Below are 23,047 nucleotides of genomic sequence, written 5' to 3' on the forward strand. Positions count from 1 at the left end.
TTTGTGTCTTCATAACCTCAAATATATCATCTTGCTTTGGCTGTCACCCTCCTTTATTTCTTCAGCATACTTTCTGACACACCACCAAAGGATTTAGGTTTTGATAACAATACCTTAACCACTATTGCTAAAACCGTTAAAAAGTATCAGATTTGCACAATTAATATATTCATTAGTAAACATATCGCAATCACACAAAATACGCCTTGCGTACTTAGCACACGCTTAGTATAGTAAAACGTAATGATATGCAGGACGTGGCGTACAGGTTGTTTTATTGACGGTATATACATAATTATCAATCTCTGCATTATTTTTAATTCATTTTATAAAACCAAATCTACCTAATTATTAATTCAAAGGATATTTATATGGCTATTAGCTTAACGAAAGGCGGCAACGTAAACTTATCAAAAGAAGCGCCTGGTTTAACCAATATCACAGTCGGTCTAGGCTGGGATCCGCGCGCGACCGACGGTCAAGAGTTTGACTTAGATGCGATTGGTTTTTTGGTCAATGAAGCAGGTAAAGTCCGTAACGATCAAGACTTTATCTTTTTTAACAACCTAAAATCAGATAATGGCGCGGTTGAGCATACCGGCGATAACCGTACTGGCGAAGGCGATGGCGATGATGAAAAAATCAAAATCAATCTTGCTAATATCCCAGCTGATGTAAGCAAAGTCGCAATCTGTGCGATTATCTATGAAGGTCAAGCTCGCAATCAAAACTTCGGCCAAGTGGGTGAAGCTTACATCCGTGTCGTCAATGACAATGGCGACTCTGAAATTGCCCGTTACGACTTATCAGAAGATGGCAGCACTGAAACTGCAATGATTTTTGGTGAACTATATCGCCATAGTGGTGATTGGAAATTCCGCGCGGTTGGTCAAGGCTTCAGTGGTGGTCTTGGTCCATTAGCGGGTTCTTACGGTGTGAACGTGTAAAGTTAGCTATCACTTAATCGTTCCACAGGACAAATATCACCATCAGACATTTGATGGCGATACAAAAAAGCCATCAAGTGTGCCCTTTTAACGCATTTGATGGCTTTAAACTTAATGGGTTAGCTGAAAACACTCAAAATATAGCGTAGTTAAAAATAGTATAGTTTATAAAGACACAGAGTGTAGAGACACATATATTAAAAGTAGACTTTAAAGACAATAGAATAAGGATTTGTATCCCATGGCCGCGACATTCAGCTTAATCGGTACCATCGAACCTTTCCTCCATTGCAACCTTAAAAAAGGCGACTCAATCTACTGTGAAGCCAATGCGATGGTGATGATGGAGTCCAACCTTGAGCTTAAAGGTAAGCTACAAGGTGGGTTGATGCAATCTTTAATGCGCCGCTTCGCTAATGATGAATCGCTATTTCAACAGCAAATAGAAGCCGTAAATGGCGAAGGTGATTGTCTACTTGCACCAACGCTAGACGGTGATATGCAAATCATTGATTGCGGCACGCAGCAATATACCTTGAGTGATGGCGCATTCGTTGCAGCACAGACTGGCGTCGATATCAGAGCCAATATTCAGCGTAACCTTGGCGGTGCAGTGTTCGGTGATACTGGTGGCTTCATGGTCATGCAGACCCAAGGTCAAGGTCAGGTGGTGGTATCGGGTTTTGGCTCCTTGTTTGAGATTGATGTCACCCCTGATAAAGACGTTATCATCGATAACGGTCATGTAGTCTGCTGGGATTCAAATCTGGATTATAAACTGTCGGTCTCGACCAGCAAGAAAAAAGGCATTATGAGTAACATTATCAACTCGGTCACCAGTGGTGAAGGTATGGTCTTAAACTTCTCAGGTAGCGGAAAAGTAATTATCTGCTCGCGTAATCGTGACAGTTATCAAGGCTGGTTGCAAAGCGTCTTAGGTACTAGCTCAGGTGGTCGCGGCGGTAGCGGTGGTTTTTTAGATAATATTTTATAACTAAAAGCTATCACTTAACTGAAAACACTTAGCTGAAAATTACTATTAGAAACTTAAGTGTTTCACTCACAATTATTATAAGGATTTTACCATGGCAGTTAGTTTACAAAAGGGTCAAAAAATATCCCTAAGCAAAGAAGCTGGTGGCGATCTTACCCAAGTGAAACTGGGTTTGGGCTGGGACGTGTTTCAAGGACAGCAAGAGAAAAAAGGTGGCTTCTTGGGCAAGTTATTCGGCGGTGGTAGCGGCGGCGACTCCATTGATTTAGATGCCTCATGCATTATGTTCGATAACAACAAACAAGCCGTCGATGCGATTTGGTTCAGTCAACTTAAATCAAAAGATGGCAGTATCGTTCATACTGGCGATAATCGCACTGGTGACGGCGATGGTGACGATGAAGTCATCAATGTTGATTTATCTAAAGTCCCTACTAACGTCGTATCGCTGGTCTTTACCGTCAATAGCTTTACTGGACAGACATTTGAGACCGTAGAAAATGCATTTTGTCGCCTCGTAAACGCCAGTAATAACGCTGAGGTAGCGCGCTACAATTTGTCAGCGCAAGGCGGTCATACGGCGATGATTATGGCAAAAATTTATCGCCATAATAACGAATGGAAGATGCATGCCATTGGTGAAATCGCTTCTGGTCGCACCTTCCATGATCTAATGCCTGCTATTACACCGCATGCTTAATTGATTTAATACCAAACCCAAAAAGTACGATTAGCTGTACCAAACTTGTTTAGTCTACAGTGCGTAGTACTTGCACTCGCTTTCCTTGCTACTCTAATTTTTATGAATGGTATTAGGGCGCATCCTCAATCTGAGCATTAAGCTTTAAATGGGCTAAAAATGAGGACACGCCCTAGTATTGTTTTTAAAGTTTTGAATACTATAAAAAAATCAGCCCGTCTATAAATTAATAGACGGGCTGATTGCTTATGAAGCGATAGCGTTAAGACCTTTATTTACGCCCACGTTTCCAACTAAAGCCCCAGTTAAAGGCTTTATCCATTTCTTGGTGACCTTTGAAATATTGGTTGATACGCTCAACATTGATACTGCCTTGTTGGTTGACCAAACGCGCAATCGCACACATTGGCAGATTCCCCGTACCTTCTGTTAAACGGGTTTCAATCGGTGGCTGGTCTGGCACATGAATGGTGACTACCCCATCTGTCTGCGCCCAATTTGGCGCGCCTTCGTAGATGAAAGCAAAAATAAACACTTCCTCAATTTGCGACCACTGTTGGCCATTGATATCGAGCCATTCGCCACCACTGACTTGTCCCGTTCTGTCATCGGCACGCAAGCAAACATACGGCGCAGTTTGTAAGCTACCAAAGCGATCACCCAGAGCCTGAATGAGGGTTTTTTCACCATTTTTCAGGTGAATCATGGCCCCAACATCAAGGTCAACACCACCAGCTTTATGCTGCTTAAACAAATCGCCTAATATGCCTTTTTTTGGTGCGGATTTATCGGCATTTGGGCGCTGATTCCAGTCTAAATTAACCCCAATTTTACCAAAATCATCTCGCTTCTTTAGATTGATGCTGGATTGGTTTTTGGTTAAGGTAACTTTGCTTAAATTAATCGAAGGACTAGCAGGAATGGGTGGTGGCGTGCTTGTTTGATTGGCACTACCCGCTTTTTGCGTATTGATTGGACGTTGAGTATTAATGGGTGGAACAGGCGCTTCATCAGCAATTTCAACACCGAAATGCTCAGATAAAGGTTTAAGGCCGCCTTCAAAACCTTGAGCAATAAAACGAAACTTCCAACTGCCTTGCCGACGATAGCATTCTGCTAAAATGAGGGCCTTTTCATTACGTCCAGCAGCAGCCAATTGACAAGTCATCAATACTTGGCTGCCTTGTAATACTTGGATATCGACATCGCCAACTTGCGCGAGCGTTTGTGCGCTAGAAAACGCTAATGCAATTTTTTCAATACTTGCAGGCTGCGTAGGTAAATTGATATCAAAAAACCCATCACTATCATGACCACGAAAGCTCACGCTACCGTCATCACTACGTGTCTGGCCATAAAATATCATGTCGCCATCACCGCGTACTTTGCCATCGTTAGTCAGGCGATAAGCAGCACAGTCGATGGCGTTTTGGCTTAAAATACGAATGCTAATATTGTCCGTTGGCAGTGGCGCATTGGCACCAGCAATTAAGGCTTGAGGTTGGCTCATGATATGTCCTTTCAATGATAAATAATGTCGTTATATTATTAGAATAGCTATCGCCATATAGTACCATGAATGCCCTTAAACCTTAATGAGAACTGACGTTGTAGGATTCATCAGAGACACTTTATAAAATTTTTACAAATACCTAATACTATCTAACCACAAGCATTTATAACCCCTAGCATTTGTATATAATAGAGCTTGTTATAGTAATGCAATTTATGGGCTTTTTCAGCCATGCATTAGGCTGCGAACAAGGTTGTGATGACGCTACCGAGTGATCTAAAACCCTATTATTTAAGAGAATGCTGAGAAAATTATGGATAACCCTGCTAATGATAGTCATCATATAACCAAAACTGCGGCTTGGTTGGCTGAAGGTCAATCAAGCCAACGCGATATGCTTGCCAGCCTGCAGGCACTAAAAGCTCAATCTAGTACGCCCTTTCATATCATCGCCTCACACCGTGACAATAGACCTGAAATTTTCGAATTTGCTGATAACTTTTATCGCGAACCCTCTAAAACTGGTGCAAATAATGATGAGCAAACCACTCTTGAACCTGCTCTCCCTCGTTGGCAATTCGTTTTAGAACAAGCCAGAAAGAATAATGTAAAAGTATTATTAACCGGGCGAAATGGCATTGATTATGAAGCCCAGCGGGAAGAGTTTGACGCCGCTGGTATTCGCTTATTGACTGGCGCGACCAACGTTGCAGCATTAGAATCCATCGATGATAAGTTTGCTTTTATGCAGCAGTGCCATGAGCATGACATTCCTGTTGCTGATGCGTGGCGATTTGATACTGTAGCAGAGCTTGAAGCATTACTTGTCAAACACGGTCATCAGCCGTTATGCGTCAAACCCGTGACGGGTATTTTTGCCCAAGGGTTTTGGCGGCTGGATATGGGTAAAGAAAAAGACACGCAATACGACAGTTTTGAGCATTTATACTTTACCGAAGAGAAAAAAATCAATACGGCGCAGTTTATAAATGCTTATAGCAACAGTTTGATGGTGCATGAGCGCCCTATTCCCATGCTGCTGATGCCTTATTTATCAGGGCAAGAGTACTCTATCGATGTCGTCTGTGAATATGGTGAAGTATTGGCCGCCATCACGCGCTATAAAACAGGGAAGATCCAGCATATCGGTTATGAACAAGCGGTCATGGATGTGGTCATTCCATTGATTAAAGCGTTTGGCTGTGATGGTATCGTTAGCGTCCAAACTAAAGCCGATAATGACGGTCAGCACCGAGTACTTGAAATTAATAGCCGTCCCTCTGGCGGGATTGATTACACCACTCATAGCGGCGTGGACTTGACCCAAGTTGGTTTTGCCTATTGGCTCGGTCTAAGTGATAAACCAAAACTTACGGATATTGTGCAGCAGATCACGCCGTGCCAAGTACGTTCAATTATGGTGAGTGTTAAGATTGAAGAAGATCCTATCGAGCAATAACGGTTAAAACCTCTCACCTTATTTGACATATAAACCGTGGGAATAAGTTATGACTAGTCGATTATTGGTTTAAAAAATAACTCTAAAATTATAAAATAGAACATCCAGAGGAACTTGAATGCCAAACAAGCAATACAGCACGACCATCACCCTACCTCGCGGTACGCTGGATTTAACCTATCAAACTAATACAGTTACAGATAGCAGTAATTCAGAAAAAAGTAATAGCTACGAATTAGAAGACTTGCTTGATTTCGCCCAGCGCATTAACCCAAAACGTGCATTTCTATTTGTCTCAAAAATCTTAGGTCGGCATATTCCAGTGGCTCCTAAGACCATGCGAAGTGCTTTTACTGATTTGGCAAATTTAGTACCCAATCACTTGCCTGAGCCAATTTTGGTCATTGGCATGGCAGAGACTGCCGTTGGCTTATCTGCTGGTGTGCATCAAGCGCTGCAAACGCGCTATCCGCAAGCACTACTATTAAACTCTACTCGTCATGCTCAACATAAAGGACTAGATACTGACGCTATCTTCACCACTTTTAGCGAAGATCATAGTCATGCCAGCCAGCATTTAATTTATAAAAGTAAAGACGAAAGCGTACAAAAGCAGCTGCTCGCTAGCAAAACGCTAATCATGGTCGATGACGAAGCTTCTACAGGCAATACTTGCGTCAATGTCGTCACCGCCCTTCGTAACGCCGGGATTGAGCACTTAGAGCAAGCACATCTCACCACTTTGGTTGATTGGTCATTAGATAAAAATCAGAATCCGAATCAGGGTTCTTCTGATGCCGATGATACGATTGCTAAACGCTTGCCAAATATTGACTTTCATCGTCATCACCTGTTATCTGGCGCTTGGACATGGACGGATGCGCCCAACCCTGAGCCAATTATTATGCCATCGGTCGATACCACTGAGGCAGGCAGCCAGGTGTTAATGAATACGGGTAATTGGGGACGTTTCCCAACGCTAGATAGCACAGATGGCTTTGATAACTATCTTTTGAGCTTTCAAAGCGCATTTGCAGAATTTAGTAAGCAAACCCAGTTTGATAAAGAGCAATTACCACAGCGGATTTTAGTATTGGGCAGTAATGAATTTGTCTGGTTGCCGTTTCTATTGGCGGAATGGCTTGAACAAAACACTAATGTAGAGCACAGCAGTCACACCGTCAAATTTAGTGCGTTGACCCGCTCGCCGATTGCACTGGGTGGCGGTATTACCACAATGTTAAGCTTTAATGATAATTACGGGCTTGGTATGACCAACTTTGCATATAACGTGGAACTGAGTGAGTGGGATTTGATTGTATTGTGTGTGGAAACCGCTGCTGATAGCGTAGATAAGCTGTGGCAGGATTTGGATAATGTGTTGGTAGTGAGTCCGACGCTTTAAATCACCCTATGACGTTCAACTCTATTATTCACGGATAACTTAATGACCATTCCATTTTTTCAAGCAGACTCAAACATTATTAAACCCTATGCCCTGATGGATTTGGACGATACGCTATTCCAAACCCAACGCAAAATAGATGCTTGGAATTTGCCGACTGCCGAAGCTAATAACTTAGTGTGCGCGAGCATAAATAAACAAGGTAAGCCGCTTAGCTTTATGAGTCAGCGGCAAGCGTCTTTATTTAACTGGCTACTTGCTAGCACTGAACTGATCATAGTTACTGCCCGCGACCGTGATGAAATCAAGCGGGTTAAACTGCCTTTTGCTAGTTGGCAGGTTTTGACCCATGGCGCAATTATTTTGACGCCCAATGGTGAACTGCTAAGCACGTGGCAACAGCATATGTATAGTGAGCTGGCACCATTGCAGGGTAAATTGAATCAACTGAGTCAATTGTTCGCCAGTTACAGTCAAAATGATAGCAATCAGCTGGTATTTACCCCGCATATCGATAGCTTTAACAATGGTGATGCTGATGAAGAGTTAATCATTTATCTGGCTATCAAACATGCGCAAAAAGACCATCAAGCGTTAATAGAGCTAGCCGCACAATTACCTAAATTAATACGTGATTTTGATGAACATTTTTATGTACATGTTAATGCTAATAATTTAGCGATATTGCCCCATGTAGTGCATAAACGGCACGCGGTACAGTTTTTATTAGACCACCATTTAAACCATCAACGTCCAAGTTTTGGCTTTGGTGACAGCTTGGCAGACTTACCTTTTCTACAATTATTAGACTGGTACGGTATGCCCAATCATGGTCAGCTGCATGAACGCCTTAGCTTTCGATGACTTCAGACTTTTAACAATTTCCAGCTATCCATAACTCTAAACTATCCATAATAATTATAATAACCACAGCAGCTTATAAAAGTAGAAAGCACCTTATGATTCACTCTAACATTCAAGAACCAGATAAATACGGCTCAGGCAGCTACCTTGCCAGCGATGTGACCGTGTTGCTAGATATCGTTGATAAAGACGCCGTTGCTGATGTGCCAGTCAGTCAAAAAGAAGCACTGATTCAAAGTGGGCAGCGCCATTATTCTGATATGCTGACCTTAGAGAGCGCGCCAAGCGCCATGCATGAGCAGCTCTATATACAGGCGCTAGAGCAAGGCTCCAATAGAACCGCGACTGATATTGCCAATTTAGCCTATACATTGCAGGATAGATTTCAACAAACCGTTAACAATGAACATCCGTTAATATTAATCAGCTTGGTACGCGCGGGTTTACCAATTGGTGTGTTGTTGCAGCGGGCGTTAGCGGACACAAGTTGCGCTTACACATTACCAAGTGTGCATTACGGCGTCAGCATCATCCGAGATCGTGGCCTTGATCCCAATGCGCTACAGATGATATTGGATGCTCATCCAGACAGTCCTATTGTATTTGTCGATGGCTGGACAGGCAAAGGAGCCATCTATCAAGAGTTAGCGCATAGTTTAGAAGCGTTTAGCGACCCTAACCACCCAAATTTTGCCAATATATTCCATCAAGGCGCAGACGTCATTCCATTGCTAACGCTTGCTGACCCTGCTGGTGTTTCTTGGCTGGCTGCTAGTGAGGAAGATTGGCTAATACCATCAGGTTTATTAAACAGCACCGTTTCTGGGCTCATATCACGCAGCTTATATACTGAGCCTCAATTGGGGCTACATCGCAGTGTTTTTTATGATAACTTGATTGAAGTAGATCATAGCTTAGCATTTATCGATCATATTGACGCAGCAAGGCGCGCCTTAACTTTAGAATTACAACCCTTACAAACGTTTAAGCAGCCACGTTATCAGACGGCTGATTTAATTGACACGCTGGCAGCAGAGTATAGTATTAACAATCGTAATCGTATCAAGCCGACCATCGCAGAAGCCACACGAGCGATACTTCGCCGTGATCCTGAGCGCATTTTATTAGCGAGTGCTGAGCATCCTGATACCCTATTATTGCGACATTTATGTGCACAGCGAGATATCACTGTCAGTGTATTAGGTGATAAAATACTTCCCTATCAAGCGATTACACTTATTAAGCAGCGTACCACGGACTATTAATTACTAGTCTCGTAATTGCATTTTTACCATACGCCATTTTCGCTACTATCATTTTCTTTCACTCTATTTACGATGCCTATTATGTCAGACATGCCAAACAACGAGTCCAGCTTTTATAATAATACCCAGTCTTACGCGCATCTAATTACTGAGCGTCATGCCATGCTCAAGCCTCTAACGCATCACCCATATCAATTAGGGGCAAGTCTATACATGCCAGCGACTCGCCAAGATATCTGGCAGGTGATCAAGCGCGATAAACTGCCAACGATTAATAGTATTATTATTTGTTTAGAAGATGCCGTCAGTCATCATGACGTCGAGCTGGCGCTCGAGCGTTTGCAGACGCTGCTGGATACTTGGGCCGCTCATGTTGATAGCATCAATAACCCATCCCAACCGATAGATATTCAGACCGAGCAGCCAACGCGTCCGCTAGTATTTGTACGACCACGTCATCCAGCCATGTTAGAGCTGCTATCAGATTTTGCGCATATTGATTTGATTGATGGGTTCGTCATGCCCAAAGTAGATATGTATAGCCTATCTAATTGGCGCATGGCCTGTCAAAACCTCAGTAGCGAGACGCTATTAATGCCAACACTTGAGACTGCTGCATTATTCAATCCACATCACAATCAAGAGCTGGCCATTGGCTTTAAAGAAGCCTTTAGCCAACCAATTTTTGCGCTGCGTATCGGTGGCAATGATTTGTTTGCAGCGTTGCGTTTGCGCCGTCCAAAAAACAGTATCGTCTATGACACGCCCATTGGCACGCTCGCTTATCAACTGCTTGGCTGTTTTGTACCACACGGTTTTTATCTTTCAGCGCCCGTATTTGAATATCTGGATCAGCCCATGCTATTTATGCAAGAGCTTAACCGTGATGTCAATTTGGGGCTGGTCGGGAAAACCGTCATTCACCCCAGCCAAATCGCATTGGTACAACAAGCGTATTGTGTACCATTAAGTACTTTGGACGAAGCGCAAGCGATACTCCATAGCGAGGCCAAAGCGGTATTTAAATATAACAATGCCATGTTAGAGCCAGCCACTCACCGCGCATGGGCACAAGAAGTGGTCAATCGAGCAGCAGTGTTCGGCACCATTAATGACGGTCATAGTGACTATAAACCGCTACTTTAAAGTCAAATGCTAAACGTACCTTAAGACCATGAATAACTAAAATGAGAAAGCCGCTATCAAATCATGATAGCGGCTTTTTAATGCAATCATCCAGTGCATCACTAAGCACTAAGCACTAAGCACTAAGCACAATTTACCAAGAATTTATTAATGGCTTTATTCACTTGCTCCGGCTCTTCTACAGTTGAGGTATGACCAGCGCCTTTGATAACGGCAAGTTTAGAGCCTGCAATCGCAAAGTGCATGCGCTCAGCTTTGGGATAAGGTGTTGCCGCATCTTCATCACCAACGATAATCAATGTCGGCGTGATAATATCACCAAGCTGTTCATAAGTTCCTGTGCGCTCAATGACCCCCATTGTCGCTTTTATGACGCCACCCTTACGATTGCCTTGTAGCATCGTCAGCCATTGTTTACGATCAGATTTGCGCAGCTTGTCTGCCAAAAAAGTACTGCCAAACATAATCGGCATGACTTTATTGCTCACACGCCTAATACCTAGCCAGCGAATGGCTTTGATAAGTTTACGATACTGCGGTACGTTTTTAGGATCTTCAGGGTCGGCAGAGGTCTCTAATAAAATGAGTGATAATAATAGTTCGGGGCGCTTAAGGGCTATGCGCTGGGCGACAAAACCGCCCATCGACAACCCAAAAAAGTGACACTTAGTGACATTAAGGGCATCCAGTAGCGCAAGCGTATCTTCCGTTAGTGTCTCCATATCATAACCAGACTTAGCGATTTCTGACTGACCTTGCCCGCGGAAATCAAAAGCGATGCAACGGTAGTCTGCCTGAAAGCGCTCAACTTGCTTGTCATACATCCGCGTATTCCATAGCAGACCATGAGCAAACACCATAACCGGCTTTTGCTTATCATGAGGCGCACTGTCTTCGTAATAAATATCGATATTATTCACATTAATAATTGGCATAACCACTTCCTTGTTTTTACAAAAAAATAAACCTTTTAAAGCCTACCCATAAGATATGTCCTAGCATAATTCAACTGTCTTACCGTTGACAGCCTTATTTAGTAGCCTTATTTTGAATAGTAAGTTTTATAAGTTAATCAACTATATAGGTTCTTACTGCAATTTAGAAACCTTGCCAGCGTTTAGATGTGTCTTTAGCGCCCACAAAACCCGCTTTTATAATAAACCTAAACTGCTATAGTAATCGGCATTGCATTATTTGTTATATTTCCTACCAATAGCCAGTTTCCACAAATAACCTTTATATAGAAATCCCGTCTAACTCCTAAATAAGGATATCAACTATGTCACAATCTCTCGTCGAATACCAAGCAGAAAACCATATCGCCACCATCACGATGAACGACCCAAAAACGCTTAACGCCTTTAGCACCGCACTCAAGAACGCCATGGTAGATGCGCTTGATAAAGCAGACACTGATGAGCAGGTTCGCGTCATTATATTACAAGGTGCAGGTGGCCACTTCTCAAGCGGTGGTCATATCGGTGAGATGTTAGAGAATGGCATGGAAAGCGAGGCGCTATCGAACAAGCTGAACTTTATGGTCGGCGAAGTGGCTGAGATCAGCCTAAAGTTGCGTAATATTCATAAGCCTATCATTGCCAAACTAGAGGGTGCGGTCGCAGGCGCTGGGATGAATTTGGCGCTAACTTGCGACTTTCGGATTGCCGCGGATAATGCTAAGTTTGTGCAAGCCTTTGTCAATATTGGGCTGATTCCAGATGCGGGTGGTATTTATCTGCTTAATCAGCTAATTGGTGTGGCAAAAACCACCGAGATGGTGATGCTGGGTGATAAGCTAAAAGCGGATGATATGGCACGCTTAAACTTGGTGAATCAAGTGGTCAGCAACGAAGAATTAGAGGCAAGCGTACTGGCGCTGGCTACTCGCCTAAGCAATCTGCCCGGCAAAGCATTGGCATCAATGAAACACATGATTAATACCCATGCCTATATGGGCCTGAATGAAGCGCTCGATATGGAAGTAGATCAGCAAACGATGCTTGCCAAAACTGATGACTTTAAAGAAGGCATTACCGCATTTATGGAAAAACGTAAGCCAGTTTATCAGGGTAAATAGCCCTTCTTAACTATTTTGGGAAGCACTGCCAAATGCTAATATCACCTTATCAAGGTTTGATATTAGCATTTGGCACCATTTCAATTCCTCGTTCACTTTCAAAATCAAGCTGATTACCCTTCATCTTTACCCTAATCCCCCACTTAAGCCAGTTATGATCAAATGTAAAAGGTAACGGCGCATCTTCTGGTAACATCAACGTAAAAGGTATCGTTTCTGTCTGAGATGGCTTTAAAGATATTTTTGTATCAACCTTATAAGTATCTATGCCCTTACTATAGTACGAATAAGTGCTTTTTTTCCCCGAACCTTTTTCAGCACCCTCTAGAAGTCTTAAAGAAATACGAGCTCGTTCTATCGTTAAGACTTTACGGGGAGTTATGTTCAGCTCGCCTGTTATCTTTCCACTAGACGGTTGGTAGTTTTTGATTTTAAGCTGAATTTGACCAAGTTTACGCTGCTGCCACATCACTGGTATAAATACCAACACAACCATAGCAACTACTATCGCTGGCACAAGGGTAAGGACATAGAGAATCCACTCGACATCTTCACCAAAGATCAGAATCGATAACATTATGATAAGCACTATTGAGAAAACAACCACAAATACAATAGGCAGCCAAAGCGTCACTTTATTGATATTTTCGTCTAGTGTATTTACCCAAACAGCAGATTGCTGCGGAGAAATAACGGTAATTTTTTGTTGATTACCGATATCTGTAGCCCACTTCATATCTAGTCGTGTACTTATAGCCCAAACAACAGTGGTATATCGACCTTCATAACTCAGTGGAATTGTATCGTCTGCCCCATCATCTGCTAATACCAAAGAAAACTCGAAGCAATATGTACCTGCTTCAAGCTTGCCACTATGAACCTTAATCTCCTGAATAACTTTGCTGTCTACTGAACCACGACCTTCGGTATGATAGGACAAATCGACATAAATATTTCGAGAGTCTATCGCAGTATGGGCTTGAATAATGACTTCACCAGCTACCTTATCTCCTGGTCGTACTCGCAGGCTGGACTCACTCAGCTCAATATGTATCTCGCAAAGCGCCGGATTTGTAGCCAAAGATAGTGATGAGATGTTCCTCTCCTATTATTTTTTCTATAAAGTAGATGTTGTGATGCGGTGCAACTCTTATCCCAGCAGCACGGTTTTTTATAATGGATCGACTATAGCGTAATCTCTATAGCCTGCTGACCCTCAAAAGCAATATCATGGTTTTTTACTTTAACCTTAATAGACCAAGAAAGCTGATGGTTTTTTAATTTAAATGTGGGTGTCATATCAGTGGCTCGTGGCAAAGAAAAAGACAATGATGTGGTTTGTAGTTTATTCAAGGGTATCGCTTCATCTATCTTATATGGCGCTATATCTTTGGCAAAATATAGTAATTTACTTTTTTCATTGATAAATACTTCAACTTCCTCTATACGCTGTAGAATAACTTCTACTTGATCTAATACCAAACTTTTCTCAGGTATGATATTTATCTGGCCTTTTATCTGCTCTTTTTGTTGATCATCACTGACTTCGATGAAAACTTGACCCAACTTTCGACGTTGCCAAATTCTTGGTACTGCATTTTTTAGTATTCGTGCCGCTAGTAAGGTAAATACAGCGATAAACACATAAAACGGCCATGGCGTATTTTTGTTACTACTCACAAGTAATGACATAGTTCCAAGGATGATAAAAAAAACAATAGCGAATATAAAAGCCTCTATAAAATTAGATGGGTTAAGATTGGCGCTTGGCTCCGTTTGTCTAAGCTCACGTGCTTTTCTACTGATCACTACCAAAGGCTGCTTAGTTTTTATATCTAAGCCATGAGCAATATCGACTCTCACATTGATCGACCAGTTTATATCAAATAACTCACCGTGGTAGCTAATCGGTATTATATCGCTATTGCTTTCTTTATCCATTAAAGCGATAGAAAACTCCATGGAATGATTACCTGCACTGAGTCCATTAGTTGGAATATGAACGCTATTAATTCTTCTACTTTCTAGCCGCTTATGGTTTTCGATATCATAGCTTAAATCAATATAAACCCCTTGAGTGTCAATAGGATGAGATGTATTGATACAAAGGCTACCTTTTATGTCGTCGCCTACTTCTATCTGCTGTTGATTGGTTGGATCCAACTCTACTTTTATCTGATAAATCGGGGGTAAGTCTGAGCCTGTTATTAAATCATGCTCTTTTTCTATAGATTGTGCTGATATCTTAGACTGAGTTGATGGTGCTTTCATTAATAAACCCATGGATTTTTACATGATTAAATAGGTAGTATAAAGCCAGCTATAGTTGATTTACTTTAAAACCAATACAAGCGCTACTGGAGTAAATTTTTCGCAGCCTCTGTCACGCTGGCGATCCTCAAGCAAGAAAAATCAGCATCAGTAGCACGGGATTATTAACGTATCAATTTTATTTAGAACTAGGGCGTATTGAAGTTAGTTATTTAAAAAAACCCCGCATCATAACGATACGGGGTTTTCTGTTTTCTTAATTCATTAAACGTTGTTGAGAATAAAAACTAGGTCAACTGAGCCACGTTAATTTTATCTGCTTCTTCCGTATACTCTTCCATACGGTCAAAGTTCATGTATTGATAGACTTCATCACCCATGCTATTGAGCATACCAGCGTACTGCTGATATTCGTCATTGGTAGGCAATTTACCTAGTACCGCTGCGACTGCTGCAAGCTCTGCAGAAGCCAAGTATACGTTAGCGCCTTGACCAAGACGGTTCGGGAAGTTACGCGTAGACGTCGATACCGCAGTAGAGTTCGGTGCGATACGCGCTTGGTTACCCATACATAATGAACAACCTGGCATCTCAGTACGAGCACCGGCTTGCGCATAAATGTTGTAATAACCTTCTTCCATCAACTGACGCGCATCCATTTTCGTTGGTGGCGCAATCCATAGACGAGTTTTTAGGCTTCCTGCTGGGACGTCTTGTAGCAATTTACCAGCGGCACGGAAATGACCGATGTTGGTCATGCACGAACCAATGAATACTTCATCAATGGTATCACCAGCGACGTCAGCCAATGTTTTAGCATCATCTGGATCGTTCGGGCAGCAAAGGATCGGCTCTTTGATCTCTGACATATCGATGGTCATATCGATTGCATATTCTGCATCTTCGTCAGCACGCATGAGGCTTGGATTCGCCAACCACTCTTGCATCTGCTCGATACGACGGCTGATCGTACGTGCATCGCCATAGCCTTCTGAGATCATCCATTTAAGTAGCGTGATGTTTGAGTTTAAGTACTCAGTCACTGATGCTTCAGATAGCGTGATGGTACAACCAGCAGCACTACGCTCAGCTGACGCATCAGACAATTCAAACGCTTGCTCAGCGGTTAAGTCTTCTAGACCTTCGATTTCAAGAATACGACCATTGAATTCGTTGATTTTGCCTTTCTTATCAACAGTTAATAGGCCATCTTTGATCGCTTGATAAGGAATAGCGTGTACAAGGTCACGTAAAGTAATACCCGCTTGGCGTTCGCCAACGAAGCGCACACGGACAGACTCAGGCATATCCAGTGGCATCACACCAGTTGCTGCTGCGAATGCGACCAAACCAGAACCGGCTGGGAACGAAATACCCATTGGGAAACGCGTATGTGAGTCACCACCAGTACCAACGGTATCTGGAAGGAGCATACGGTTCAACCATGAGTGAATGATTCCGTCACCTGGACGTAAGCTCACACCGCCACGGTTCATGATAAAGTCAGGTAGCGTATGCTGAGTCTCAACGTCAACTGGCTTTGGATAAGCGGCGGTATGACAGAATGACTGCATCACTAGATCAGCTTGGAAACCTAGGCAGGCCAAGTCTTTTAGCTCATCACGAGTCATCGGACCTGTAGTATCTTGCGAGCCGACTGTGGTCATTTTTGGTTCGCAGTACATGCCAGCACGGACGCCGTCTAGACCACAAGCTTTACCGACCATTTTTTGTGCTAAGGTAAAGCCTTTGCCGGTATCGACTGGCTCTTCTGGTTTAGCAAAGATATCTGAATGACCAAGACCCATATACTCACGAGCACGGTTGGTTAGGCCACGACCCACAATTAGTGGAATACGGCCGCCTGCACGAACTTCATCAAGCAAGGTTGGTGAGTTCAGTTTAAACTCAGAGATAACTTCGTCAGAGTCATGCTTAGTGATTTTGCCTTCATACGGATAGATGTCAAACACATCACCCATGTTTAGGTTATCAACCGCGACTTTTTCGATTGGTAAGGCGCCAGAGTCTTCCATGGTATTGAAGAAAATAGGAGCGATGTTATTACCTAATACTAGACCACCGCCACGTTTGTTTGGCACGTTAGGGATATCTTCGCCCATTAACCACAACACTGAGTTGGTCGCAGACTTACGGCTAGAGCCAGTCCCTACGACGTCACCAACATAAGCCAATTGATGGCCTTTTTTCTTAAGCTCTTCGATCTGCTTCATTGGACCGACAACACCCTCATCATCAGCAGTGATACCGTCGCGAGAGTTTTTGTGCATGGCCAATGAATGCAATGGGATATCTGGGCGGCTCCACGCGTCTTGCGCAGGAGACAAGTCATCGGTATTGGTTTCGCCAGTGACTTTAAAAGTAGTATAAGTTGACTTTTTAGGAACCTCTTTACGGTTTAAGAACCATTCAGCATCTGCCCAAGATTGCACCACTTCTTTAGCGATGTCGTTACCGGCTTCGGCTTTTTCAGTCACGTCATTGAACGCGTCAAATACCAGCAAGGTCTTTTTCAATGCTTCAGCGGCGTCTTGTGCGACATCTGCATCATCAAGAGCGGCAACCAATGGCTGAACGTTATAGCCACCTTGCATGGTGCCTAGGATTTCAACCGCTTTTTTCTTATTGATAAGCGGCGATGATGCCTCACCTTTTAGGATAGCCGCTAAAAATGCTGCTTTAACGTAAGCTGCTTGGTCAACGCCAGCAGGAATACGGTTTTCTAGTAAGTTCATCAAGAACTCATCTTCGCCTGCTGGTGGGGTTTTTAATAGTTCAACCAACTCTGCTACTTGTTTTTCATTCAGTGGTAGCGGTACAGTTCCTAGCTCAGCACGTTCTTCGACATGTTTACGATAAGCTTCTAACACAATAGTCGTCCTCGTCAGTTGGGGTTTAGCACATTACGTGGGTAGTCAGCATGACAGCCTGCGCCTATGTGCTAGATGGAATAATTATCCATGCAATCATAGCTTAAATCACTCTAAATGTTAATGGCTCAGCCCTTAAAAGACGCATAATAAGGCCATATTGGACATTTATTATAAAAATGGTCCCATCAATAATACCATTGAACGCCTTTTAACCATCGATACTTAACTTGTCGTTGTGGTCAAGTATTATCTGATTTATGGTTAAATAAATGCCGCGTGACTGCTATACTCTTTTGTAAGATATTATTTTAGAAAATATCATCTTGATGATTCGGCTGTATAAGATAGCTTTTATCAGCTATCAGCAAACGCTAAAGGTGTAAATACCAAGGATGACGATACAACAAGGATGACAGAAATATGAAGAATAACGCCAATTACGACAATGGCCTAAAGGTGCGCACCGAGGTCATGGGCGAACAACACGTAACACGCTCGCTCGATGGGGCGACCGGATTCACCCAGCCATTACAAGAGTGGATCATTGAACATGCTTGGGGCAGCACCTGGCAAGATGACTCGGTATTGCCGCGCAAATACCGCTCATTAATCACCATTGCTTTTTTAATTGCTCAAAAAAGCCCGAACGAGCTAAAAGGTCATATCCGAGGCGCGATCAATAATGGCGCAAGTGTCGCTGAGATTCGAGAAGTATTGATGCATAGCCTGCCATACTGCGGCGCACCTGCCACCCAAGAAGCGTTTCGTGCCGCCATAGAAATCCTGAATGAATTGAATATCGATATAGATATTTAAAACTATGGTAAATAGACGAATCGTAGTAGTCTTAAGCATACGAGTTAAAACAAACGCCTAAGCAACCAACAAATCAATATCTGCTATAATAACGCCACTTCTAAAACATTCTAACAATCCCGTAAACCCTTATAATACAAAGAGCTAAGAGACAATATAATTATGACAACTGCCGTACAAACACATACTCCTGCTGCTAGAGTAAGACCTAAAAAAGCCATTCAAGGTGAAAAACTACGTGGCTATGACAAAGTTGCCCGTATCCCAATTAAAGTGATCCCGACAGTCGAGGCGAAGAAAAAGCCAGATTGGATTCGGGTTAAGCTGTCCTCACCTGCTGAAGTGGCACGCATCAAAGCCAAACTACGCGAGCAAAAACTCTATACCGTCTGTGAAGAGGCCGCTTGCCCTAACCTAGCGCAGTGCTTTAGCGATGGCACCGCCACCTTTATGATTATGGGCGATATCTGTACCCGTCGCTGTCCGTTCTGTGATGTCGGTCATGGTCGCCCCAATGAGTTAGATAAGGATGAGCCGCGCCATACCGCTGAGACCATCTTAGGGTTAGAATTAAAATATGCGGTTATTACCTCGGTTGACCGTGACGACCTAAAAGACGGTGGTGCCAATCACTTCGTTGAAGTCCTTAACGAATCACGCGCGCTTAGTCCTAATTGCTTGATCGAAATCCTAGTGCCCGATTTCCGCGGTCGTATGGATGTTGCCTTGGACTTATTGACTGAAACCGCACCGGATGTGTTTAACCACAATATCGAGACGGTGCCGCGTCTTTATAAAGCCTTCCGCCCCGGTTCTGATTATCAGCATTCGTTAGACCTGCTAAAGCTGTATAAAGAGCGTCGTCCTGATATCGCTACCAAATGCGGCTTTATGGTCGGACTGGGCGAAACTGAAGAAGAGATTTATGCATTGCTCGATGACTTAAAAGCGCATAATGTAGATATGATTACGATTGGACAATATCTGCAGCCAAGTAAGAACCATGCCCCAGTTGACCGTTATGTGCATCCAGACGAGTTTCAGCGCTATATGGATTATGGTAAAAAGATTGGTTTCTTTAACGTTTGGGCCGGCCCTATGGTACGTTCAAGCTACTTTGCCGATCGTCAATACTACGGTGAGGATTGCCCAGCGCCTATTCGTAGTAAAAAAGCGCTTGAGGCTGAAGGTAAATTGGGCTGTTAGTATCGAATTGATTACGTCAGTTTATTGCTAATAGTAAACAAAAAGGAGACCTAAATAGGTCTCCTTTTTATTTATTATTAGGGGCTGTATAGAATTCATCTATTAGGACTGCTGATCGCTAAAATAATTCCAGACTAGGCGTAAATCGAAGGTAATGTCGAGACCTTAGCTAGATTTACAACAACGTCTGGGGCGATTTTAGCATCAGTCCGAAGGAACAGGACTATTTTTTGCCACTTCATAGCCAAAAATATCGCGCTTAGAATAACTAAACTTACTATTTTTGGCGTCGAATTGCCTAAAAAATAGTCTCTGTCAGTTCCTTAGCTGAATTCTATACAGCCCCTAGCTTTCATAAGCTTTTTTCTCTAAACCTTAACTCATTATTTTTTCTACGTAAAACGGTTACACTATGAAGTTAAGATAATGCTATATTTTTAAGCCTTAGTTTAAAAATAAAAATAGCAATAACTCTCGCACCCTTTTTTTATCACATAAGGATTGACCAATGAGCAGCGAATTTACCCCACAGGAAGGCTCTTGCTCCTGTTATAGCAATACTTATACTATTAATGCTAAGCCTGTCGGCCGCTTTATCTGTCACTGCACGATTTGCCAAGAATATACAGGCCAAGCTTATAACGATGTGACGGTATTGCTAAAGTCTGATGTGAGTCAATTAAACCTGATTAGAACCAAATTTCGCCGTTGGAAACTGCCGCCCAATATCAGTCGTGGGCTTTGTACTCGCTGTAATAAACCCAGTATAGAAATGGCAGTTGGTGGTACTCTCATGTTAGTACCGACATCGAATTACCCTGACGTCACCGCACTACCTGAGCCGTCCATGCATCTGTTTTATAATCGCCGCGTCGAAGACATCGACGATGATTTGCCTAAATATAATGGCTTTGTGCAAAGTCAGGCGATGATGGTTAAAGCGCTGGCTCAAGGATTGTATAAGAGAGTCAGTAAACGCTAATGGCTATGTTTGAACTCCAAATTTAGTATTCAACAGACTAATCTTTCCTTCACACACTCATTTGGAAATCACTATGATCTCAACAGTAGTAGAAGATACCGAGCACTTATCTGCTGACATCGCTATTATTGGTGGTAGCGGTCTCTATCAGATGGAAGCACTAACCAACAAGCGTAATGTGAAAGTATCGACGCCTTATGGGATGCCGTCCGATGATATCGTATTAGGAGATCTCGATGGCGTGAGCGTCGCCTTTCTAACGCGTCACGGTCAAGGTCATAAACTTACGCCATCAGAGGTGCCTTACCGTGCCAATATTTATGCGCTTAAAAATTTGGGAGTGCGCTATATTATCTCGGTATCGGCGGTTGGCTCTCTACGAGAGCAACTTAAGCCGTTAGATATGGTCGTCCCCGATCAAATGATAGATATGACCAAACATAGAGCTACTACGTTCTTCGGTGATGGCGCAGTGGCTCATGTTTCTATGGCTGATCCGTTGTGCCCTGCGGTTGGCAAGATATTACAGCGCGCTTATGATAAAGCGACTATTAATGAGGGAAACTGTCATGCCACAGCGACTTATATTTGTATAGAAGGGCCTCAGTTCTCCACGCGTGCTGAGTCGCATTGGTATCGTCAAATGCAAGCGGATATCATCGGTATGACTAATATGCCAGAGGCCAAGCTGGCGCGTGAAGCTAGTATTGCTTATGCCACGCTAGCGCTAGTGACAGATTTCGATTGTTGGCATCCTACTGAGGAAGCAGTTAGCGCCGATTATGCGATTCAGAATTTGATGAAAAATGCGAAAAACGCGCAGCAGGTAATTAAACACGCTGTCACTCTACTCGCTGTTGAGCAGCCTAAATCAATCGCTCATAATGCCCTAGCTCAAGCGCTGGTTACACCTATTGATGCCATGAGTGATGAGGTTAAAACCAGACTGGCAGCTTTATTGCCGTAATTTACTGCTAAAGTGGTTTGGTATAATCGTTCGTTTGCTACAGTTTTTTTATTACTTTTGCTATAAGCAATCAAGCCAACCCACTGGTAAATGCGCCAAATCCGCTGGTTCATCGATGTCGGGTAGCGGCTCTAATAAAGCTAACGACCAGTTTAAGGCAGCGATGCGCTGCTGAGTGATCGATGCGACGCTCGCGGTGCTCCATTCAATATCTGAAAACAAACTCGCCTGCTCTCGTTTAAACCCAAACAGCACATACCCCCCATCTAAAGCGGGAATCATCACAGCATCGTGCGGCTCTAATTGCTGCGCGGCTTGTTTTAGTTTGGTGGCACTCAGACTAGGGCAATCAGCCCCCATCAACAGTACATTATCAAACTTAACTAACGCTTGCTGACTGGCAGTAAACATACGAATACCCAATTCGCCTCCAACCTGCGCTGACCATCGCAATGACTCGGATAGCTCAAGCGTCTGCCAGCAAGGATCAGACGGTGCTGGACTGACACATAGCTCAACGTTATAGCCAGTCGCTATCGCTTGCTCAATGCTATGTATTAGTAACTTGCGCGCCATCATCGCCGCCCCTGCAATACCAAGAGCCGGCTGCAAACGTGTTTTTGCCATGCCCTCAGCTGGGAATTTGGCAAAGATGATAATTAGCGTTGAGTCATTACTTTTAAGTTGCTTATCTACAGGCATAATGGTTCTTTTTGATATAGCTGATTCACTTTAAAACCGATACGAGTGCTATTTATTTTATTACAATCGTATCGATTCTATTTAGAACTGCCTATATTTAAATGATTGAAGTGATCTTAACTTTTATCATAACGCTGCTTAATGCTTTCAGCCGATACCCCGCGCCAATAGTCAAAACGCAGATGCCACATCAACCGTATTGTCCGCCATGTGCCATGCCGCTGCCATCGTCGCGGCGAAGTGCTTACTTTGTGCTTTAAGCAAAGCGGTTTTGCGATACTTTTAAGGTGTTTGCACAGCTCAATATCCTCCATCAACGGCTGATTAGGGTAACCACCGATCTGTTCAAATAGAGACTTTTTTACAAAAATTGCTTGATCACCAGTAGCAATACCTGTCACTCTTGAGCGCCCATTCATCATCTGACTGACTAGCCATAGCATCGGGTCATCGCTGTCTAACCGAACATCGAAACGACCCCACTCTGCTTTTGATGCGGATTGGACAATCTCATAGATAGCAGTTTTTGGTAGTTGCGTATCGGCATGCAAGAATAATAATATATCGCCAGTCGCCAACACTGCGCCCGCATTCATCTGGGTAGCTCGACCAGCAGTCGACTCGATAACTTGCCCGCTAATGGTTGACTGTTTACTGTTAGACACGGTATCCATCAGCGCCTGAGCAACTCCCATTGAGCCGTCTGCCGAGCCACCATCTACTAATAATATTTGCGTTGGTAACGGGGTTAGGCTGGCAATATTTTCAAACAAACGAGGTAGGTTATCTGCCTCATTAAGTATGGGAATAATGATCGAAATAGTAGAAATAACCTTCAT

The 23,047-nt window shown here is 43.1% G+C and carries 20 protein-coding genes; 13 read left to right on the forward strand and 7 right to left on the reverse strand.

Going from position 1 to position 23,047, the window contains the following annotated elements; genetic code table 11:
• Positions 1 to 371 precede the first annotated feature (371 nt).
• From EI162_RS01100 to EI162_RS01110, 3 genes are all read left to right on the forward strand, one after another.
• Entirely contained in the window at positions 372 to 947 is a 576-nt protein-coding gene (locus EI162_RS01100) for a TerD family protein (protein WP_192522589.1), read from the forward strand.
• A 241-nt stretch (positions 948 to 1,188) separates the two neighbouring features.
• Positions 1,189 to 1,941: a TIGR00266 family protein gene (locus tag EI162_RS01105; protein WP_192522590.1), complete on the forward strand. Its 753-nt coding sequence runs from the start codon at positions 1,189 to 1,191 to the stop codon at positions 1,939 to 1,941.
• 91 nt (positions 1,942 to 2,032) lie between these two features.
• Positions 2,033 to 2,641, forward strand: a complete 609-nt coding sequence (locus EI162_RS01110; RefSeq protein WP_192522591.1) for a TerD family protein — start codon at positions 2,033 to 2,035, stop codon at positions 2,639 to 2,641.
• A gap of 271 nt (positions 2,642 to 2,912) precedes the next feature.
• Here EI162_RS01110 and EI162_RS01115 read toward each other — a convergent pair whose 3' ends face one another.
• Positions 2,913 to 4,151 (reverse strand): TerD family protein, encoded by a 1,239-nt coding sequence (locus tag EI162_RS01115; RefSeq protein WP_192522592.1) that lies wholly within the window; start codon positions 4,149 to 4,151, stop codon positions 2,913 to 2,915.
• Between the two features lie 316 nt (positions 4,152 to 4,467).
• On the opposite strand from EI162_RS01115, the gene EI162_RS01120 reads away from it, so the two are divergent.
• From EI162_RS01120 to EI162_RS01140, 5 genes are all read left to right on the forward strand, one after another.
• Positions 4,468 to 5,613 (forward strand): ATP-grasp domain-containing protein, encoded by a 1,146-nt coding sequence (locus tag EI162_RS01120; RefSeq protein ID WP_192522593.1) that lies wholly within the window; start codon positions 4,468 to 4,470, stop codon positions 5,611 to 5,613.
• A gap of 118 nt (positions 5,614 to 5,731) precedes the next feature.
• Entirely contained in the window at positions 5,732 to 7,018 is a 1,287-nt protein-coding gene (locus EI162_RS01125; RefSeq protein ID WP_192522594.1) for a phosphoribosyltransferase domain-containing protein, read from the forward strand.
• 42 nt (positions 7,019 to 7,060) lie between these two features.
• Positions 7,061 to 7,882 carry an HAD hydrolase family protein gene (locus EI162_RS01130; protein WP_192522595.1) on the forward strand — a complete coding sequence of 274 codons (822 nt, stop codon included), beginning with the start codon at positions 7,061 to 7,063 and terminating at the stop codon, positions 7,880 to 7,882.
• A gap of 95 nt (positions 7,883 to 7,977) precedes the next feature.
• Positions 7,978 to 9,147, forward strand: coding sequence for a cysteine protease StiP domain-containing protein (locus EI162_RS01135; protein ID WP_192522596.1), 1,170 nt, complete (start codon positions 7,978 to 7,980; stop codon positions 9,145 to 9,147).
• Positions 9,148 to 9,228: 81 nt separating this feature from the next.
• Positions 9,229 to 10,293, forward strand: coding sequence for an HpcH/HpaI aldolase/citrate lyase family protein (locus tag EI162_RS01140; protein WP_192522597.1), 1,065 nt, complete (start codon positions 9,229 to 9,231; stop codon positions 10,291 to 10,293).
• A gap of 122 nt (positions 10,294 to 10,415) precedes the next feature.
• Here the strand turns inward: EI162_RS01140 and EI162_RS01145 are convergent, their stop codons facing one another.
• Complete coding sequence (locus EI162_RS01145) at positions 10,416 to 11,228, reverse strand: alpha/beta fold hydrolase (RefSeq protein ID WP_192522598.1); 813 nt, start codon at positions 11,226 to 11,228, stop codon at positions 10,416 to 10,418.
• Positions 11,229 to 11,572: 344 nt separating this feature from the next.
• Here EI162_RS01145 and EI162_RS01150 point away from each other — a divergent pair, with 344 nt between their 5' ends.
• Positions 11,573 to 12,370: an enoyl-CoA hydratase/isomerase family protein gene (locus EI162_RS01150; RefSeq protein WP_192522599.1), complete on the forward strand. Its 798-nt coding sequence runs from the start codon at positions 11,573 to 11,575 to the stop codon at positions 12,368 to 12,370.
• 49 nt (positions 12,371 to 12,419) lie between these two features.
• Here EI162_RS01150 and EI162_RS01155 read toward each other — a convergent pair whose 3' ends face one another.
• The 3 genes from EI162_RS01155 to acnB form a co-directional block, all read right to left on the reverse strand.
• Complete coding sequence (locus tag EI162_RS01155; protein ID WP_192522600.1) at positions 12,420 to 13,451, reverse strand: sporulation protein; 1,032 nt, start codon at positions 13,449 to 13,451, stop codon at positions 12,420 to 12,422.
• Between the two features lie 104 nt (positions 13,452 to 13,555).
• Positions 13,556 to 14,653 carry a hypothetical protein gene (locus tag EI162_RS01160; protein ID WP_192522601.1) on the reverse strand — a complete coding sequence of 366 codons (1,098 nt, stop codon included), beginning with the start codon at positions 14,651 to 14,653 and terminating at the stop codon, positions 13,556 to 13,558.
• 275 nt (positions 14,654 to 14,928) lie between these two features.
• Positions 14,929 to 17,532 carry a bifunctional aconitate hydratase 2/2-methylisocitrate dehydratase gene (acnB, locus tag EI162_RS01165; RefSeq protein ID WP_192522602.1) on the reverse strand — a complete coding sequence of 868 codons (2,604 nt, stop codon included), beginning with the start codon at positions 17,530 to 17,532 and terminating at the stop codon, positions 14,929 to 14,931.
• 423 nt (positions 17,533 to 17,955) lie between these two features.
• Between acnB and EI162_RS01170 the strand changes: the two genes are divergently transcribed.
• The 4 genes from EI162_RS01170 to mtnP all read left to right on the forward strand — a co-directional run bounded on the left by EI162_RS01170 (position 17,956) and on the right by mtnP (position 21,506).
• Positions 17,956 to 18,351 carry a carboxymuconolactone decarboxylase family protein gene (locus EI162_RS01170; RefSeq protein WP_192522603.1) on the forward strand — a complete coding sequence of 132 codons (396 nt, stop codon included), beginning with the start codon at positions 17,956 to 17,958 and terminating at the stop codon, positions 18,349 to 18,351.
• A gap of 162 nt (positions 18,352 to 18,513) precedes the next feature.
• Positions 18,514 to 19,557, forward strand: coding sequence for a lipoyl synthase (gene lipA, locus EI162_RS01175; protein WP_192522604.1), 1,044 nt, complete (start codon positions 18,514 to 18,516; stop codon positions 19,555 to 19,557).
• A gap of 508 nt (positions 19,558 to 20,065) precedes the next feature.
• Positions 20,066 to 20,539, forward strand: a complete 474-nt coding sequence (locus EI162_RS01180) for a GFA family protein (RefSeq protein ID WP_192522605.1) — start codon at positions 20,066 to 20,068, stop codon at positions 20,537 to 20,539.
• Positions 20,540 to 20,612: 73 nt separating this feature from the next.
• Entirely contained in the window at positions 20,613 to 21,506 is an 894-nt protein-coding gene (gene mtnP / locus EI162_RS01185; RefSeq protein ID WP_192522606.1) for an S-methyl-5'-thioadenosine phosphorylase, read from the forward strand.
• Positions 21,507 to 21,566: 60 nt separating this feature from the next.
• Here the strand turns inward: mtnP and EI162_RS01190 are convergent, their stop codons facing one another.
• Entirely contained in the window at positions 21,567 to 22,208 is a 642-nt protein-coding gene (locus EI162_RS01190) for a TIGR04282 family arsenosugar biosynthesis glycosyltransferase (protein WP_192522607.1), read from the reverse strand.
• A gap of 116 nt (positions 22,209 to 22,324) precedes the next feature.
• On the reverse strand, positions 22,325 to 23,047 hold the full coding sequence (locus tag EI162_RS01195) for a TIGR04283 family arsenosugar biosynthesis glycosyltransferase (protein ID WP_192522608.1): 723 nt from the start codon (positions 23,045 to 23,047) through the stop codon (positions 22,325 to 22,327).

Origin of the sequence: Psychrobacter sp. FME6 (assembly GCF_014861365.1) — a bacterium.
GTDB lineage: Bacteria > Pseudomonadota > Gammaproteobacteria > Pseudomonadales > Moraxellaceae > Psychrobacter.